This is a genomic window from Agrobacterium sp. GD03872, assembly GCF_029840625.1.
Taxonomy (GTDB): domain Bacteria; phylum Pseudomonadota; class Alphaproteobacteria; order Rhizobiales; family Rhizobiaceae; genus Agrobacterium; species Agrobacterium fabrum_A.
In genome coordinates, this window is record NZ_JAOCCY010000005.1 from 87,760 (window position 1) to 105,068 (window position 17,309).

General features: G+C 60.5%; 15 protein-coding genes. 2 read left to right on the plus strand and 13 right to left on the minus strand.

What is annotated here, in order from left to right; translation table 11 throughout:
- Window positions 1–2 precede the first annotated feature (2 nt).
- The 5 genes from N5D22_RS14290 to N5D22_RS14310 all read right to left on the minus strand — a co-directional run bounded on the left by N5D22_RS14290 (window position 3) and on the right by N5D22_RS14310 (window position 5,952).
- On the minus strand, window positions 3–881 hold the full coding sequence (locus tag N5D22_RS14290) for a F0F1 ATP synthase subunit gamma (RefSeq protein ID WP_279656670.1): 879 nt from the start codon (window positions 879–881) through the stop codon (window positions 3–5).
- A gap of 30 nt (window positions 882–911) precedes the next feature.
- Window positions 912–2,441: a F0F1 ATP synthase subunit alpha gene (gene atpA, locus N5D22_RS14295; RefSeq protein WP_004443771.1), complete on the minus strand. Its 1,530-nt coding sequence runs from the start codon at window positions 2,439–2,441 to the stop codon at window positions 912–914.
- The gene (locus N5D22_RS14300; protein ID WP_279656668.1) at window positions 2,441–3,007 is read right to left on the minus strand and encodes a F0F1 ATP synthase subunit delta; all 567 of its coding nucleotides are present in this window, start codon (window positions 3,005–3,007) and stop codon (window positions 2,441–2,443) included. Before N5D22_RS14300 ends, atpA begins: the two co-directional genes overlap by 1 nt.
- A gap of 261 nt (window positions 3,008–3,268) precedes the next feature.
- On the minus strand, window positions 3,269–3,655 hold the full coding sequence (locus tag N5D22_RS14305) for a phage infection protein (protein ID WP_279656667.1): 387 nt from the start codon (window positions 3,653–3,655) through the stop codon (window positions 3,269–3,271).
- Between the two features lie 80 nt (window positions 3,656–3,735).
- Window positions 3,736–5,952: a primosomal protein N' gene (locus N5D22_RS14310; protein ID WP_279656666.1), complete on the minus strand. Its 2,217-nt coding sequence runs from the start codon at window positions 5,950–5,952 to the stop codon at window positions 3,736–3,738.
- A 121-nt stretch (window positions 5,953–6,073) separates the two neighbouring features.
- On the opposite strand from N5D22_RS14310, the gene N5D22_RS14315 reads away from it, so the two are divergent.
- Both N5D22_RS14315 and N5D22_RS14320 read left to right on the plus strand, forming a co-directional pair.
- Window positions 6,074–7,021: a tyrosine recombinase XerC gene (locus tag N5D22_RS14315; RefSeq protein WP_279656665.1), complete on the plus strand. Its 948-nt coding sequence runs from the start codon at window positions 6,074–6,076 to the stop codon at window positions 7,019–7,021.
- Between the two features lie 80 nt (window positions 7,022–7,101).
- Entirely contained in the window at window positions 7,102–8,199 is a 1,098-nt protein-coding gene (locus N5D22_RS14320) for a TraB/GumN family protein (protein ID WP_279656663.1), read from the plus strand.
- Here N5D22_RS14320 and N5D22_RS14325 read toward each other — a convergent pair.
- From N5D22_RS14325 to sucD, 8 genes are all read right to left on the minus strand, one after another.
- Window positions 8,183–8,671, minus strand: a complete 489-nt coding sequence (locus tag N5D22_RS14325; RefSeq protein ID WP_279656662.1) for a DUF2867 domain-containing protein — start codon at window positions 8,669–8,671, stop codon at window positions 8,183–8,185. The genes N5D22_RS14320 and N5D22_RS14325 overlap by 17 nt on opposite strands.
- A gap of 79 nt (window positions 8,672–8,750) precedes the next feature.
- A complete protein-coding gene (locus tag N5D22_RS14330; protein WP_279656661.1) occupies window positions 8,751–9,251 on the minus strand; it encodes a cytochrome b in 501 nt (166 codons plus the stop codon).
- Window positions 9,252–9,378: 127 nt separating this feature from the next.
- On the minus strand, window positions 9,379–10,785 hold the full coding sequence (gene lpdA / locus N5D22_RS14335; RefSeq protein ID WP_279656660.1) for a dihydrolipoyl dehydrogenase: 1,407 nt from the start codon (window positions 10,783–10,785) through the stop codon (window positions 9,379–9,381).
- Between the two features lie 67 nt (window positions 10,786–10,852).
- Window positions 10,853–11,494: a LysE family translocator gene (locus tag N5D22_RS14340; RefSeq protein WP_279656659.1), complete on the minus strand. Its 642-nt coding sequence runs from the start codon at window positions 11,492–11,494 to the stop codon at window positions 10,853–10,855.
- 10 nt (window positions 11,495–11,504) lie between these two features.
- Window positions 11,505–11,915, minus strand: coding sequence for an MAPEG family protein (locus tag N5D22_RS14345; protein ID WP_279656658.1), 411 nt, complete (start codon window positions 11,913–11,915; stop codon window positions 11,505–11,507).
- A gap of 23 nt (window positions 11,916–11,938) precedes the next feature.
- The gene (odhB, locus tag N5D22_RS14350; protein ID WP_174057454.1) at window positions 11,939–13,174 is read right to left on the minus strand and encodes a 2-oxoglutarate dehydrogenase complex dihydrolipoyllysine-residue succinyltransferase; all 1,236 of its coding nucleotides are present in this window, start codon (window positions 13,172–13,174) and stop codon (window positions 11,939–11,941) included.
- Between the two features lie 53 nt (window positions 13,175–13,227).
- Window positions 13,228–16,224 (minus strand): 2-oxoglutarate dehydrogenase E1 component, encoded by a 2,997-nt coding sequence (locus N5D22_RS14355; RefSeq protein ID WP_279656657.1) that lies wholly within the window; start codon window positions 16,222–16,224, stop codon window positions 13,228–13,230.
- Between the two features lie 171 nt (window positions 16,225–16,395).
- Window positions 16,396–17,298: a succinate--CoA ligase subunit alpha gene (sucD, locus tag N5D22_RS14360; RefSeq protein ID WP_127756557.1), complete on the minus strand. Its 903-nt coding sequence runs from the start codon at window positions 17,296–17,298 to the stop codon at window positions 16,396–16,398.
- Window positions 17,299–17,309 lie beyond the last annotated feature (11 nt).

A 17,309-nucleotide genomic window follows, 5' to 3' on the forward strand; every position in this document is an offset into this window, starting at 1 on the left:
CCTCAGAGCGCTTCCGCGCCCGAAATGATTTCAATGAGTTCCTTGGTGATCTGAGCCTGACGCTGACGGTTGTAGGAAAGCGTCAGCTTGTTGATCATCTCACCGGCATTGCGCGTTGCATTGTCCATCGCGCTCATCTTGGCGCCCATTTCACCGGCAACGTTTTCGAGCAGAGCCCGGAAAACCTGAACCGAAATGTTGCGCGGAATAAGGTCTTCCAGAATAGAAGCCGCATCCGGTTCATATTCGTAGACGGCGCTCTGCGTCGCGGCATCCTCTTCCACAACAGGCGTTGCGGCCGGAATGAGCTGCAGGCCGGTCGGGATCTGGCTGATGACGGACTTGAATTCCGAATAGATCAGCGTGCAGACATCGAACTCGCCAGCGTTGAAGAGCGAAATCACCTTCTTGGCGATCTGGTCGGCGTTTTCAAAACCGACCCTCTTCACGTCGCGTAGCTCGATACGCTCGATGACATTGGCTGCAAATTCGCGGCGAAGGCTGTCGTAACCCTTCTTGCCAACCGTGATGATCTTGACCGTCTTGCCTTCCGAAATCAGCTTGCGGGCGTGATCGCGGGCAAAACGGGAAATCTGCGAGTTGAAACCGCCGCAAAGGCCACGTTCAGCCGTGCAGACGACGAGCAGGTGCACGTCGTCCTTGCCGGTGCCGGTCATCAGCGCCGGAGCAACGTCTGCCTCGACCGCCTTGGCGATGTTGGCGAGAACGGCGCTCATGCGCTGAGAATAAGGCCGGGCGGCCTCCGCAGCTTCCTGGGCGCGCCGAAGCTTCGCCGCGGCGACCATTTTCATCGCCTTGGTAATCTTCTGCGTCGCCTTTACGGAGGCAATGCGGTTTTTCAGATCCTTTAGTGAAGGCATCCGTTATCCGTCCGAGTAAAAGAGCCCTGATTACGAGAAAGACTTGGCGAAGCTGTCAAGAGCGCCCTTGAGCTTGCCCTTGGTATCGTCGCTGATAGCCTTTTCCGTGCGGATGGTGTCGAGGATCGCCTTGCCTTCCGACCGGAGGTAGGAGAGCAGGCCCTGCTCGAACTTGCCGACCTGTGCGACCGGAACCTTGTCGAGGTAACCGTTGACGCCGGCGAAGATCACCGCAACCTGTTCTTCCGTCTTGAGCGGAGAGAACTGCGGCTGCTTCAGAAGCTCGGTCAGGCGAGCGCCGCGGTTGAGCAGGCGCTGCGTGGAAGCGTCGAGGTCCGAACCGAACTGGGCGAAGGCGGCCATTTCGCGATACTGGGCGAGTTCACCCTTGATCGAACCGGCAACCTGCTTCATCGCCTTGATCTGGGCGGCGGAACCAACACGCGAAACCGACAGACCGACGTTAACGGCCGGGCGGATACCCTGATAGAACAGGTCGGTTTCAAGGAAGATCTGGCCGTCGGTGATCGAGATCACGTTGGTCGGAATAAAGGCCGAAACGTCATTACCCTGGGTTTCGATGACAGGCAGAGCCGTCAGCGAACCAGCGCCCATTTCGTCGGAGAGCTTTGCAGCGCGCTCGAGAAGACGGGAGTGAAGGTAGAAAACGTCGCCCGGATAAGCTTCGCGGCCCGGAGGACGGCGCAGCAGAAGCGACATCTGACGATAGGCAACGGCCTGCTTGGAAAGGTCGTCGTAACCGATGAGAGCGTGCTTGCCGTTGTCACGGAAATATTCGCCCATGGCGCAGCCGGCGAACGGAGCGAGGTACTGCATCGGAGCCGGATCGGAAGCCGTGGCGGCAACGATGATCGAATACTGCAGCGCGCCGCGCTCTTCCAGAACCTTCACGAACTGGGCGACGGTCGAACGCTTCTGACCGATAGCGACGTAGACGCAATAGAGCTTGTCCCCGTCAGGACCATTGTCGTGAATGGCCTTCTGGTTCAGGATCGTATCGAGAATGATGGCGGTCTTGCCGGTCTGGCGGTCGCCGATGACGAGCTCGCGCTGGCCGCGGCCAACCGGGATCAGGGCGTCAATGGCCTTGAGGCCGGTCGACATCGGCTCATGAACCGACTTGCGCGGAATGATGCCGGGAGCCTTGACGTCAACGCGCGAACGCTTGGCGGCATTGATCGGGCCCTTGCCGTCGATCGGGTTACCCAGCGCGTCAACGACGCGGCCGAGCAGTTCCGGACCGACCGGAACGTCAACGATAGCGCCAGTCCGCTTTACGGTGTCGCCTTCCTTGATGTCACGGTCCGAACCGAAGATAACCACACCGACGTTGTCGGCTTCGAGGTTGAGCGCCATGCCGCGGATGCCGCCGGGAAACTCGACCATTTCGCCGGCCTGAACATTGTCGAGGCCATAAACGCGGGCGATACCGTCACCGACGGAAAGCACCTGGCCGACTTCCGAGACTTCCGCCTCGTTGCCGAAATTTTTGATTTGATCTTTCAGAATTGCGGAAATTTCCGCGGCGCGGATATCCATCAGCCAACCTCTTTCAGTGCAAGCTTAAGGGTGGAAAGTTTGGTGCGAAGAGACGTATCGATCTGGCGAGAGCCGACCTTGACGATCAGGCCGCCGAGGATCGACGGGTCGACGGTAACGGAAATCGTCACATCCTTGCCGGTAACGCTCTTCAGCGCCGCTTTCAGTTCAGTTTCCTGCGCCTCGTCGAGCGCATGTGCCGAGGTGACCTCGGCGGTGATTTCGCCGCGGTGGGCGGCGGCAATGGTGCGGTAGGCGCGGATCATGCCGGGAACGGCAAAGAGACGGCGGTTATTCGCAACAACCTTGAGGAAATTGAGAGCGAGACCGGAAATACCGGCCTTTTCGCAGATCGCGGTGATTGCCTTGAACTGATCCTCGGCGGAAAACACCGGGCTCGCAACCAGACGCTTCAAATCGTCGCTTTCGTCGAGAAGTGCGCCAAACTTGTCCAGTTCGGCCTGAACCGCTTCGACCGTACCCGCTTCCAAAGCAAGCTCGAAAAGCGACGACGCATACCTTTCCGCTACACCGGATGTTCCCTGGGAGGTCTCTGCCACGGGCACTTTTTCCCTGCTAATCGTCCAAGACCATCTGCGATGGGGCTCCACCGCATCAAATTCTTGAAATCGTTTCAATTTCCCCGAAAAAGACCGGAATTCCCCCCTGCCTTTTCCCAATTTCGCGGTCCGTCTAGCATAGGACGCCGGGACTCGCAACACGCGTAATAGCGGAAAGCGCCGTTTGGGCAAGGGGGAATGCGTTTAAATTTTCCGTTTTCGCTCAGGATGCGGCGCATGTGCGGCACAAAAGCCAAAAAGCCCGCCTCAGACCAGCCCGAAGACGTAGCTCAGAGCGAGTGCGGACAGCAGAAAGTGCACAACCAGAAGTATGAAATTCCGCATGGTTGCGCCACCATCTGACAGTATGGAGAGAATGCCGCCGAACACGCTGAGACCGAAAGCCGCACCGAAGGCGAGGTAGACCATGGGCTGCGCGAGAAGAAGGGCGGCAGCGCCGAGACCGAGATAGAACCCGGCAAGCGACGAACGCACGAGCGCATAACCATCCCTGCGCTCACCGGCGGGCTGCAGACCGAAGGCGCGCAGCGTAATCCCCGGCGCAAACATGAAAAACAGGCCCATCACGGCCGACACCGCCGCCGCACCGAAGGCCAGCTGCTCGCCGAACTCGGCGGGAAAATAAAACTCCATCTCGTTCCCCAAATCATTTTGACTGCCTGCTGCGTTATGACACGGTCATGACAGCGGGAAAACGCCCCCTCCGGCAAAGTTCAAAGGAAACTTTGCGGATCTATATCGAGCTGAACATACACGCTGCCGCGCTCTTTGGGGCCATTGGCCAGCAATGTGCGAAGGAAAGACTGCATGTCGGAATTGCGCCGCCCGTGCACCAGAAGGCGGAAGCGGTGGCGGCCACGGATGAGCGCAAGCGGTGCCTCCGCCGGACCGAGCAGCATGATGCCGGTAACCTGCGGGGCGGCGGCCCTCAAGCCGCGCGCATGGGTTTCCGCTTCCCCGCGCGTATCGGCGGAAACGATGATCGAGGCAAGCCGTCCGAAGGGCGGCAGAACGGCCTTTTCCCGCTCCACGATTTCCCTTTCGTAGAAGGCCGAGGCATCGCCTGAAACGATGGCCTGCATGACGGGATGCTGCGGCTGATAGGTCTGCAGCAGGCCATGGCTCTTCAACCCCGTGCGCCCGGCGCGCCCCGTCACCTGCGAGAGCAGCTGGAAGGTTCGCTCCGCCGCGCGCGGATCGCCATTGGCAAGGCCGAGATCGGCATCGACGATGCCGACGAGCGTCATCAGCGGAAAATTATGCCCCTTGGCGACGAGCTGCGTACCAATGACGATATCGGCCTCGCCCTTGACGATCGCCTCCAGCTCCAGCCGCAACCGCTTGACGCCCATGAGATCGGAGGAGAGCACGATGGTGCGGGCCTCGGGGAAATGTTTCTCCACCTCCTCGGCGATGCGCTCCACACCCGGCCCGCAGGCCACCAGATGATCGAAGGTGCCGCATTCCGGGCAATGGTCGGGTGTCGGCTCGTTGTGGCCGCATTGGTGGCACTGCAATTGATTGCGGAACCGGTGCTCCACCAGCCAGCTGGAACATTGCGGGCACTGGAAACGATGGCCGCAAACCCGGCAGAGCGTCAGCGGCGCATAACCGCGACGATTGAGGAAGAGCAGAGCCTGCTCGCCCTTCTCGATGGTCTTGCCGATACCGCGCAGCAGAACCGGGGAAAGAAACCCTCCCCGTTCCGGCGGATGGCGGCGCATATCGACAAGATGCAGATCGGGCATCGCCGCATCGCCGAAGCGCGTGTGCAGGTGAATGGTGTTGTAACGCCCCGAACTGCCGTTAACCTGGCTTTCCACCGACGGCGTGGCCGACACCAGCACGACAGGAAATTCCGCGATCCGCGCTCTCACGACCGCCATGTCGCGGGCATTGTAATAGACGCGGTCTTCCTGCTTATAGGCCGGATCGTGCTCCTCATCGACGATGATCAGACCGAGGTTGTCGAAGGGCAGGAAAAGCGCCGAGCGCGCACCGGCCACCACCTTCACTTCGCCCGTCACCGCCTGCCGCCAGACCTTTTCGCGCATGCGCGGCGACAGGTCCGAATGCCATTCCGCCGGTTTCGCACCGAAACGATCCTGAAAACGCTCAAGGAAGGCCGCCGTCAGCGCAATTTCGGGCAGCAGGATGAGGACCTGTTTGCCCTGCCGGAGCGTCTCGGCCACCGCCTCGAAATAGACCTCGGTCTTGCCCGAACCCGTGACGCCGTCGATAAGCGAGACGTGAAAACCGCCCTTGCGCACATCTTCGAGAATCTCGGAAGCGGCCTGTTTCTGCGGGCCTTCCAGACGCGGCTCGACATAATCAGGATCTGGCTCGGCCACGACAGGCGGCGCCGGCAGAAACACCGTCTCGAACACGCCCTGTTTGACGAGACCATCGATGACGCTGGTCGAAACGCCGGCGGCATGGGCAAGTCCGCTCTTCGTCCAGCCATGCCCTTCCGCCGCCAGTTCCATCACCCGCTCGCGGGCGGGGGTAAGGCGCTCCGGCCGGCCTTCGGTCAGCCGCAGCCCCTCGATCATCGGCTCGGGATCGAAGGCGGCAGGCGCTCTGAGCGCCATGCGGGCCACCAGGCCGGGCGGAGACAGCGTGTAGGCGGCGACCCAATCCACGAAGCGGCGCATCTCCGCCTTCAGCGGCGGGCACTCGAAACTTTTGGTAATGGGCCGCAATTTCTTCGGATCGACGCCCTTCTCGCCCGCATCGTCCCACACCACGCCGAAGACCTGCCGGGGGCCGAGCGGCACCTGCACGACGGAACCCGTCTCCACCACCATGTCTTCCGGTACGGAGTAGCTATAAGGTCCGGGGGCAGGCATGGGCACGAGAACGGGCACCGTGCGCGTGGGCGACGGCGGGTCGAACAGAGCCCCAAATAGATCGGACGAATCTTTTGCCATGATGTGGCGACCATGCCCCGACGACAGGAAAAAGGAAACCGCCCGCATGTAGTGGGCGCGCCTCGCAAAGTCCACCTCTTAACCAAATGCTGACCATAAGCGCATAGTTTCGAAGCATGGAATGGAGCGCCTCGTGACCGAAATCCTGACATTTGCCCAAGCCGATCTTCTTGCCGAGCGCCAGTCCTGGCTCGCCGCACTCGCCGGCGAACGCCGGCTTTCGGACAATACCGTCGAGGCTTATGAGCGCGATACCAGGCAATTTCTGACGTTCCTGACCGGTTACATCGGCAAACCGGCCTCCATAACCGACATTGCCGATCTGCGCCCGGTGGATCTTCGCGCCTTTCTGGCCAACCGGCGGAAAGAAGGCGCCGGCGCACGTTCGCTGGGCCGGCATCTGGCGGGCCTGCGCTCTTTGCTGCACCACCTGCAGAAAAAGAGCCTCGTCAACGCGGCGGGCGCTACCGCCATGCGCGCGCCAAAACAGCCGAAATCCCTGCCGAAACCGCTGACCGACCGGCAGGCGCTGAAAATCACCACGGCCGAGGCGCAGTTGAATGAAGAACCGTGGATCGCCGCCCGCAATGCTGCGGTCCTCTCGCTGCTTTATGGCTGCGGCCTTCGCATTTCGGAGGCGCTCGACCTCACACCCGCCGATTTCCCGCCCGGAGCCCGCAGCCTGCGCATTACCGGCAAGGGCAACAAGACGCGGATCGTGCCGCTGCTGGCGGTGGTGACGGAAGCCGTCGATACCTACAGCAAGCTCTGCCCCTACGCCCTGTCGGCGGACGAACCCATGTTCCTCGGCGCACGCGGTGGAAAATTGCAGCCCGCCATCATCCAGCGGGAAATGCAGAAACTGCGCGGCGCTTTTGGCCTGCCGGAAAACGCCACGCCGCATGCGCTGCGCCATTCCTTCGCCACCCATCTTCTGGCCGGCGGCGGCGACCTGCGCACCATTCAGGAATTGCTCGGCCATGCGAGCCTGTCCACCACACAGGTCTATACCGGTGTGGACACTGCAAGATTGCTGGAAATCTACGACAACGCCCATCCCCGCGCATGAAGCAGGAATTGGTTAACCATAATCATTAACCAGACATCCAAGCCGCCGTTCTATAAGCGAACGACAACCGGATTGGACCGATGCACAGCCTGATAAAACCACAAAATCTCACCGCCACCCTGATGGGCAAGACCGGCGACGCCCTGCTCTGGCTGCTTGCCGCCCTGCATGTCACCGCCGTCGCAATCCTGTTCATGACCTTGCTTTCGCTGGGACAAGCGGAAGCCGCAGAGCAGCAGATCACCTGCACGGGCAGTGATATTCTTGTGGACATGCGCAAGGCCGATCCTGAAGGCTTCGCAAAGATCGAACAGGAAGCGGCCGCAATCCCGAATGGCAAGGGCAATTTCTGGCGTATTGAAAAGGCAGATACTGCCCCGTCCTATCTTCTCGGAACCATGCATGTCACCGATCCGCGCGTTCTGGAAATGCCTGCCGCCGCCAGCCCCGCTTTTGAGAAGGCCGCGACTGTCATCGTGGAATCGGACGAAATCGTCGACGACAAAAAGGTCGCGGCATCGCTGCTGAGCAAGCCTGAGCTCACCATGTTTCTGGACGGCAAATCGATCACCGATATCCTGTCGCCGGAAAATGTCGCCCGCCTCGAAAGAGGCCTCAAGGAACGCGGCATTCCTCTGAACGCCGTTTCGCGCATGAAACCGTGGATGCTTTCGAGCTTCGTCGCCCTTCCCGCCTGTGAATTCGCCCGCAAGGCGACCGGCCTCTCTTTCCTCGACAAGAAACTGGCCGAAGATGCGATTGCCGACGGCAAGCATCTTGTCGGGCTGGAGACCATGGTCGAGCAGCTGACGGCCATGTCCGAGCTGCCGATGGAATTTCATCTTCAGGCGCTGATCGAAACGCTGGAACTCGGCGAGCGCATGAATGACGTGATGACGACCATGACCGACCTCTACGTCGCCGGCGATATCGGCATGACCATGCCCATGCTCAAAAGCCTGGACCCCAAGAAGGCTGCGGCTGAAAATGAACAGGGCTACGCCGCCTTCGAACAGCGCATCATCACCGACCGCAACCATGTCATGGCTGAACGAGCCTCGCCCGAGCTTGCCAGGGGCAATGTCTTCATGGCCGTTGGCGCGCTGCATCTGCCCGGTGAGGAAGGCGTCATCGAACTGCTGCGCGCACAGGGTTTCACCCTCACGCGGGTTGACTGATCCACTCACTTCCGATGCTGATGGGCCGGACATTGGCGCAGAACGGCCGCATCGTCGCCGGCACGATGCGGCGGTGAAACGGCCCGACGACAAGAAGATAAAGCCGCCCGAACAGATTCTTGCGCCTGACGATGGTGGTGACAGTCGCCAGCTGGCGGTTTTCCTTCTCTTCGAGATCGACGACGATCCGGAAATCGAGATGGCGGTCATCGAAGCCCAGCACAGTCCGTTGTGGCGTGGAGGACAGGACGGGAAAACCTCCTGCCGATATGCCAGCCGCCAGTTCGACCGCTCTTAAACCGAAAAGCGATACGATACGGTTTCGAAGCGCCATAAGGCTGCCGATCCATGCCGGAGGATGATCGAGAAGAAGCCTGCTCACATCGAGTGAGGACGGCTCCGGTGTTACCATCTCTCCCTGATAGCAATCCTGCCAGTCCGCGCCGGGCAATATGTCGTTGATATCCCGCATTCCTGAACCCCGGCCGCGCCATGCGGCAAGGGCCACCTTCCTCTTTTTCCGAGAAACCGGGAACGTGACAAACCGCCGCTTAGCCGTGCGTCATGCGCTTCAGGACATTGGTGCGCCAGTAGAACTGATGAACCAGAACGGCGACGACGTGACCGGCGATCAGCACCCACATCAGCGCCTTGAAGGGTCCGGAATGCAACTGCCCGGCCGGCTGAGCGCCGAAATAATAAGCGGCAATACCGGACAGGGGCAGGACGAAGAACAGGGCGTAGAAGGTGAAATGCGCCACCTTCGCGGCGATCCGAAACGGCCGCGGTTCTTCGGCGGGATGCGGCGGCGCGCCCTGGAAGAAGCGTAGACAGAGGCGCAGCACCGCAAGCAACAGAATGGTGAAGCCGACATAGGCGTGAATATTGGCTGAAGATACCTGTTCCGGTGTGAGCGTTTCGCCCCGCCGCATCAGCCGGTAGGCATGTTCCATCCCATCGGGAAACAGCAGGTTGAAGAAGATCAGAAGCGCCATCGTCCAGTGAATGACACGCTGCGGAACGGTGAAGGAAACTTGAGTTGAAAATGCCATTTTACTGCCTTTTATCAAAAGGTTAGACAGGCTATGGCGCAAGTATGAAAAACCCCGGCCTGCATGGCAAGCCGGGGTTTGGCAGATGACTGAAATTTAATGTTGGAGCAGCGGGCTCCAAAACCGATCACATGTGGATCGGCTTGAAGAAAGTCGCCAGCGCTGCTTCCTTTACCGCTTCCGACATGGTCGGATGCGCATGGCAGGTGCGGCCGAGATCTTCCGAAGAACCGCCGAATTCCATCAGCACGGTGATTTCGTGGATCATTTCGCCGGCGCCGAAGCCAACGATGTGGCCGCCGAGAACCCGGTCGGTTTCCTTGTCGGCAAGGATCTTCACGAAACCATCCGTCACCTGCATGGCGCGGGCGCGGCCATTGGCGGTGAACGGGAACTTGCCGACCTTGTAGGCGATGCCAGCGGCCTTCAGTTCTTCCTCGGTCTTGCCGACGGAAGCGATTTCCGGCTGCGTATAGACGACCGCCGGAATGACGTCGTAATTCACATGGCCGCGCTGGCCGGCGAGGATTTCCGCGAGAGCAACGCCCTCGTCTTCCGCCTTGTGCGCCAGCATCGGGCCCTTCACCACGTCGCCGATCGCATAGATGCCGTCGACATTGGTCTTGTAGTGGCCGTCGATTTCGACACGGCCGCGGCTGTCCAGCACGACGCCGGCTTCAGCAAGGCCGAGACCTTCGGTGTAGGGCTTGCGGCCGGTGGAGATCAGCACGACGTTTGCTTCCAACGTTTCAGCAGCGCCGCCCTTGACCGGCTCGAACACAACCTTTGCGCCGGCAGCGGTCTTTTCAACAGCCGTCACCTTGGCGCCGAGCTTGAAATCGAGACCCTGCTTGGCGAGCAGACGCTGCGCCTGCTTGGAAACTTCGCCATCCATGCCACCGAGAATATTGTCGAGATATTCAACGACAGTGACCTTGGCGCCGAGACGCGACCAGACCGAACCGAGCTCGAGGCCGATGACGCCGCCGCCGACAACGATCAGCTTTTCCGGAACCTTCGAAAGAGCGATCGCACCGGTGGAGGAAACGATGACGCATTCATCGATATCGACCTGAACGCCCGGAATGCCGGCAACATCAGAACCGGTGGCGATGACGATGTTCTTGGCTTCGATTTCCTGAACTTCACCCTTGTCGTTGGTGACGGAAACCTTGCCCGCGGAAACCACCTTGCCGGTGCCCTGGAAGGCATCGATCTTGTTCTTCTTGAACAGGAAGGCCACGCCGTCAACATTGGCCTTCACCACGCCGTCCTTGTGGCCCATCATCTTTTCAAGGTTCAGCTTCGGTGCAGCGACTTCGATACCGAGCGTGTCGACGCCATGGGCGACATGGGCGAAGGTTTCGGAGGCATGCAGCAACGCCTTGGAGGGGATGCAGCCGACATTGAGGCAGGTGCCGCCATAGGTCGCACGCTTTTCGATGACGGCGACCTTCAGGCCGAGCTGTGCCGCCTTGACCGCGCAAACATAACCGCCGGGACCTGTGCCGATTACAACTACATCATATGCCATGTTCGTTTTCCTGATTGATATCGGGCAAGATGCCGGATCATTGCCCTGCTTGCGTTTGACCTGAAATTCAGGCCGCTTTTTCCGTTGCTAGTTTTATACCGAGTGCGATGAAGACCACACCGCTGGTGCGGTCGATCCATTGGCTGGCGCGCTGAAACGCGGCGCGCATGCGTGGCGTCGTCATGAACAGGCTGACGCCGACGAACCACAGGATAAGGCAGCTTGCCATGACAAGCCCGTATCCGAATTTGATGGCGACCGGCGTATGCGCATGGACCACCGTCGAAAAGATCGACAGGAAGAAAAATACCGGCTTGGGATTGAGCGCATTGGCGGCAAAGCCAAGCGTGAAGGCCTTAAGCGCCGTCTGGCCGCTTTTTGCCTGAACGCCTTCACCTTCAGCAGCAGGCAATTCGGTCTTGCCGGCGCGCAGCGCCTTGATGCCGATATAGATCAGGTAGGCGACGCCGAGCCATTTGACGATGTTGAAGAGGTAGATCGACTGGGAAATGATGAGGCCAAGTCCGAGGATCGTATAGGTGACGTGGAACATCAGCGACGTTCCAACACCGAAGCTGGTGATGATGGCCTGCCGACGCCCATGCACCATGGCCTGGCGCATGACCATGGCGAGATCGGCGCCGGGAGAGACGATCGCAAAGGAGAAGATCGCCATCAGGGATGCAAGTTCGATGAGATATTGATGCATAGGCTCAACCTCAGATCAGCGCGACAAGCATGAGAACCAGACCGGCAAGCGACACGACCCATGCGACCGACCGCACATAGGCAATGCCTGCCAGATAAAGCGGAATATAGACGATGCGCGCCGCGATCCATATCCAGCCGCCCGTCAGCCCCCAACCGGAGGCGTCGCCGGCAATCGCAAGGGCGAGAACCAGGCCGACAAAAGCGGGATAGGTCTCACGAAAATTATCCGAGGCGCGTTGCGCGCGCCCGGCGAAGACACCCGTGAGGTCCTGCCGTGTATCGCGCGCGCCCGCATTCCAGGCAAGGCCGAGTTCCCGCGTGGCGGACATGGCCTGAAGGCAGACATGCAGGAGAAGAAGAATGACACTGAGCGCCAGCAGGAACACGAAAGGTCCATGCCCGCCGGCCAGGTTTTCCATCCCTCTTCTCCCCTGTTTCAGTCTTAGAGATCGAGAACCAGACGTTCCGGATCTTCCAGGCTTTCCTTGACGCGAACGAGGAAGGTTACGGCTTCCTTGCCGTCAACGATACGGTGATCGTAGGAGAGCGCAAGATACATCATCGGACGGATGACGACCTGACCGCCGATGGCGACCGGGCGCTCCTGGATCTTGTGCATGCCGAGGATGCCCGACTGCGGTGCATTGAGGATCGGCGAGGACATCAGCGAACCGTAGACACCGCCATTGGTGATGGTGAAGGTGCCGCCCTGCATGTCGGCCATGCCGAGCGAACCGTCACGCGCTGCCTTGGCGAGGCGGCCGAGTTCCTTTTCGACGCCGGCGATGGAGAGCTGGTCGGCATCGCGGATGACCGGAACGACGAGACCCTTGTCGGTGCCGACAGCCATGCCGACGTGACAATAGTTCTTGTAGATGATGTCCGTGCCGTCGATTTCAGCGTTGACAGCAGGCAGTTCCTTCAGGGCGTGGGTCACGGCCTTGGTGAAGAAGCCCATGAAGCCGAGCTTGACGCCATGCTTCTTCTCGAACACGTCCTTGTAGCGGTTACGCAGGTCCATGACGGCGCTCATGTCCACCTCATTATAGGTGGTCAGCATGGCGGCGGTGTTCTGCGCATCCTTCAGGCGACGGGCGATCGTCTGACGCAGGCGGGTCATCTTCACGCGCTCTTCGCGAACCTGATCCTGCTCGGCGGAAACCGGACGGGGAGCAGCAGCAACCGGAGCCGGAGCGGCGGCAGGTGCCGAAACGCCCTTGGCGACAGCGGCGAGAACGTCACCCTTCAGAACCTGACCGCGCTTGCCCGAACCGTCGACCTGATCGGCGGACAGGTTGTTTTCAGCAAGCAGCTTGCCGGCGGCAGGTGCAGGCGGCATGGAGCCGGTTGCCGGAGCGGCAACGGCGGCAGGCGCCGGTGCGGCAGCCGCAGCAGGCTTTGCCGGTTCTGCGGCAGGTGCAGAGGTTGCAGCGCCGGCAGCACCTTCGGCGATCTGGCCGAGAAGCGCGTCGAGACCGACGGTCTCGCCGTTCTGCGCAACGATTTCGGTGAGAACGCCGGAGGCAGGCGCCGGGACTTCGACGGTAACCTTGTCGGTTTCCAGTTCAACGAGCGGTTCGTCGGCCTTGACGGTATCGCCGACCTTCTTGAACCAGGTGCCGACGGTCGCTTCGCTGACGGATTCGCCGAGGGTTGGTACGCGGATTTCAGTGGCCATGATCTAGTTCCGTTATTCAGGTGTCTTTTTTGCGGGGCGATGCGGGAGAGTTCTCACTCTCCCAGCGCGTCTTCCAGGAACGCAGCAAGCTGCGCCAGATGCTTGGACATCAGGCCGGTCGCCGGAGAGGCGGCAGCCGGACGGCCCGTATAACGGACCTTCTGGTACTTGGCGTCAATATGCGCCAGGACCCATTCCAGGTAAGGATCGATGAACGACCACGCACCCATGTTCTTCGGCTCTTCCTGGCACCAGACCATTTCCGCATTGCGGAAGCGCGACAGCTCGTTGATGAGCGCCTTGGCCGGGAACGGGTAAAGCTGTTCGATACGCAGCAGGTAGATATCGTCGATACCGCGCTTTTCGCGTTCCTCCAGCAGATCGTAATAGACCTTGCCCGTGCACATGACGACACGGCGGATCTTCGAATCCTTCTGCAGCTTGATCGGGCCGTCCTTGATGACCTCAGCATCGTCCCACAGGAGACGGTGGAAGGAGGACTCGCCTGCAAGCTCGGCCAGCGAAGAGGTGGCGCGCTTGTGACGCAGCAGCGACTTCGGCGTCATCAGGATCAGCGGCTTGCGGAAGTCGCGCTTCACCTGGCGGCGCAGGATGTGGAAGTAGTTGGCCGGCGTCGTGCAGTTGGCAACCTGCATGTTGTCTTCGGCGCACATCTGCAGCCAGCGCTCCAGACGGGCGGACGAATGTTCCGGACCCTGACCTTCATAACCATGCGGCAGAAGGCAGACGAGACCGGACATGCGCAGCCACTTGCGTTCACCCGAAGAGATGAACTGGTCGAACACCACCTGCGCGCCGTTGGCGAAGTCGCCGAACTGGGCTTCCCAGAGCGTCAGCGCATTCGGGCGGGCCAGCGAGTAGCCGTATTCGAAACCGAGAACGGCTTCTTCCGAAAGCATCGAGTTGATGACTTCGTAACGGGCCTGCGTCGGCGAAAGGTTGGCGAGCGGGATGTAACGTTCTTCGGTTTCCTGATCGTAGAGAACCGAGTGACGCTGCGAGAAGGTGCCGCGTTCGCAATCCTGACCGGAAAGACGAATCTTGTGGCCGTCGGCAACGAGCGAACCGAACGCAAGCGCTTCCGCCATTGCCCAGTCGATGCCTTCGCCCGTCTCGACCATCTGCGAGCGGTTTTCCATGAAACGCTGGATCGTGCGGTGGGCGCTGAAGCCTTCCGGAATGGTCGACAGCTTCTTGCCGATTTCCTTGAGCTGCTTCATCGGCACGCCGGTCTTGCCGCGACGCTGCTCATCGGCATTGTCGGCGGCGCGCAGACCCGACCACTGACCGTCCAGCCAGTCGGCCTTGTTCGGCTTGTAGGACTGGCCTGCCTCGAATTCCTGCTCGAGATGAGCGCGCCAGTCGGCCTTCATCTTCTCGAATTCGCCTTCGTTCATCAGGCCTTCCGCGATCAGGCGGTCGGCATAGATGCGCGCGACTGTCTTGTGGCCACGGATGACCTTGTACATCTTCGGCTGCGTGAACGCCGGCTCATCGCCTTCGTTATGGCCGAAGCGGCGGTAGCAGAACATGTCGATGACGACAGGCTTGTGGAACTTCATACGGTATTCGGTCGCAACCTTGGCCGCATAGGTCACCGCTTCCGGATCATCGCCGTTAACGTGGAAGATCGGCGCTTCGATCATCTTGGCGACGTCGGACGGATAGGGCGACGAACGCGAGAAGGCCGGGTTCGTCGTGAAGCCGATCTGGTTGTTGATGATGAAGTGCATGGTGCCGGCAACGCGGTGGCCGCGCAGGCCGGAAAGGCCGAGAATTTCGGCAACCACGCCCTGACCCGCAAAAGCGGCATCGCCGTGCAGCAGCAGCGGCAGCACCTTGGCGCGCTCGGACAGCGGAATGATATCGCCGTCCCACTGCTTGGCCAGCTGGTCCTGCTTGGCGCGGGCCTTGCCCATGACGACAGGGTTGACGATTTCAAGATGCGACGGGTTGGCCGTCAGCGACAGGTGAACCTTGTTGCCGTCGAATTCGCGGTCGGAGGACGCACCGAGGTGGTACTTCACGTCGCCCGAACCCTCGACATCGTCAGGCTTGAACGAACCGCCCTTGAACTCGTGGAACACGGCGCGATGCGGCTTGCCCATCACGTTGGTCAGAACGTTCAGGCGGCCACGGTGGGCCATGCCGAGAACGACTTCTTCCAGACCTTCCTGGCCGCCGCGCTTGATGATCTGCTCGAGCGCCGGGATCAGCGATTCACCGCCATCGAGGCCGAAACGCTTGGTGCCCTTGAAGCGCACGTCGAGGAACTGCTCGTAACCTTCGGCTTCGACCAGCTTCGACAGAATGGCCTTCTTGCCTTCCGCCGTGAAGGCGACGCCCTTGTCAGGGCCTTCGATGCGCTCCTGGATCCAGCCTTTTTCTTCCGGGCTGGACATGTGCATGAATTCGACGCCGATGGTGGAGCAGTAGGTGCGCTCCAGAATATCGATCATCTCACGCACGGTCGCATATTCGAGGCCGAGAACGTTATCGATGAAAATCTTGCGGTCGTAGTCGCTTTCCTCGAAGCCGTAGGACTTCGGCGACAGCTCATTGTAATCTTCAACCGCGACGGCGATGCCGAGCGGATCGAGCTTGGCATGCAGGTGGCCGCGCATGCGATAGGCGCGGATCATCATGATGGCGCGAACGCTGTCACGGGTCGCCTGCAGCACTTCGGCTTCGCTGACCGGCTTGCCGGTGTCGGCGCTCTTGGCTTCAGCCTTGGCCTGAACCTTCTTCTCGATGGCCTTTTCGACCGTGGCCCAGTTACCGTCCAGCGCGGAAACCAGTTCGCCATTCGCCGGGATCGGCCAGTTGGCGCGCTTCCAGGAGGCGCCCTTGGCCGCCTTCTTCACGTCTTCCGGATTATCGGACAACGCCTTGAAGAAGCTCTGCCACTCCGGCGACACGGAAGAGGGATCCTCTTCGTACCGGGCATAGAGCTGCTCGATATAGGCTGCATTCGCGCCGTCCAGAAACGACGTGATCTGAAACTGCTCGTTCGCTTCTTGCCTTGCCATTGTGTTCTTGCGGACTTATCCGTCCGCCTCCTCGATGCCGTTAGGGCCGTTCGCCGGCCTGCCGCTTAGATTATTGCTGTCTGCCGCCGGGGCGGTATGCTGTCTGTCTTCTTGCGGCATCGGGCAGCGTGGCATTAAAGCCGCGCCGCCCGTTACCGGTCTCATGTGGTCTCAGCCCTTGAGGACTTCAACCAGCGTCTTGCCGAGGCGCGCCGGAGAAGGCGACACCTTGATGCCAGCCGCTTCCATGGCTGCGATCTTGGACTCTGCATCGCCCTTGCCGCCGGAAACAACAGCGCCGGCGTGGCCCATGGTGCGGCCCTTCGGAGCCGTACGGCCCGCGATGAAGCCGGCCATCGGCTTCTTGCGGCCCTTCTTGGCTTCGTCGATCAGGAACTGCGCCGCATCTTCTTCAGCCGAGCCGCCGATTTCGCCGATCATGATGATCGACTGGGTGGCTTCGTCGGCGAGGAACATTTCCAGCACGTCGATGAACTCGGTGCCCTTGACCGGGTCGCCGCCGATGCCGACAGCCGTCGTCTGACCGAGGCCTTCGTTGGAGGTCTGGAACACGGCTTCATAGGTGAGCGTGCCCGAACGCGAAACGATACCGACCGAACCCTTGCGGAAGATGGAGCCCGGCATGATGCCGATCTTGCATTCTTCCGGCGTCAGGATACCCGGGCAGTTCGGGCCGAGCAGGCGCGACTTGGAGCGGTCGAGGCGGGCCTTGACGCGAACCATGTCCATGACCGGGATACCTTCGGTGATGCAGGTGATGAACGGAATTTCCGCATCGATGGCTTCGATGATGGCGTCTGCTGCACCTGCCGGCGGAACGTAGATCACGGATGCGTCTGCACCGGTCTTTTCCTTGGCTTCGGCAACCGTTGCGAAGATCGGCAGGCTTTCGCCCTTGGAACCGGTCCAGGTTTCGCCGCCCTTCTTCGGGTGAATACCGCCAACCATCTGCGTGCCGTAATAGGCAAGCGCCTGTTCGGTGTGGAAGGTGCCGGTCTTGCCGGTCAGACCCTGAACGAGGATCTTCGTGTCTTTATTAACAAGAATAGACATTATTTCCGGTC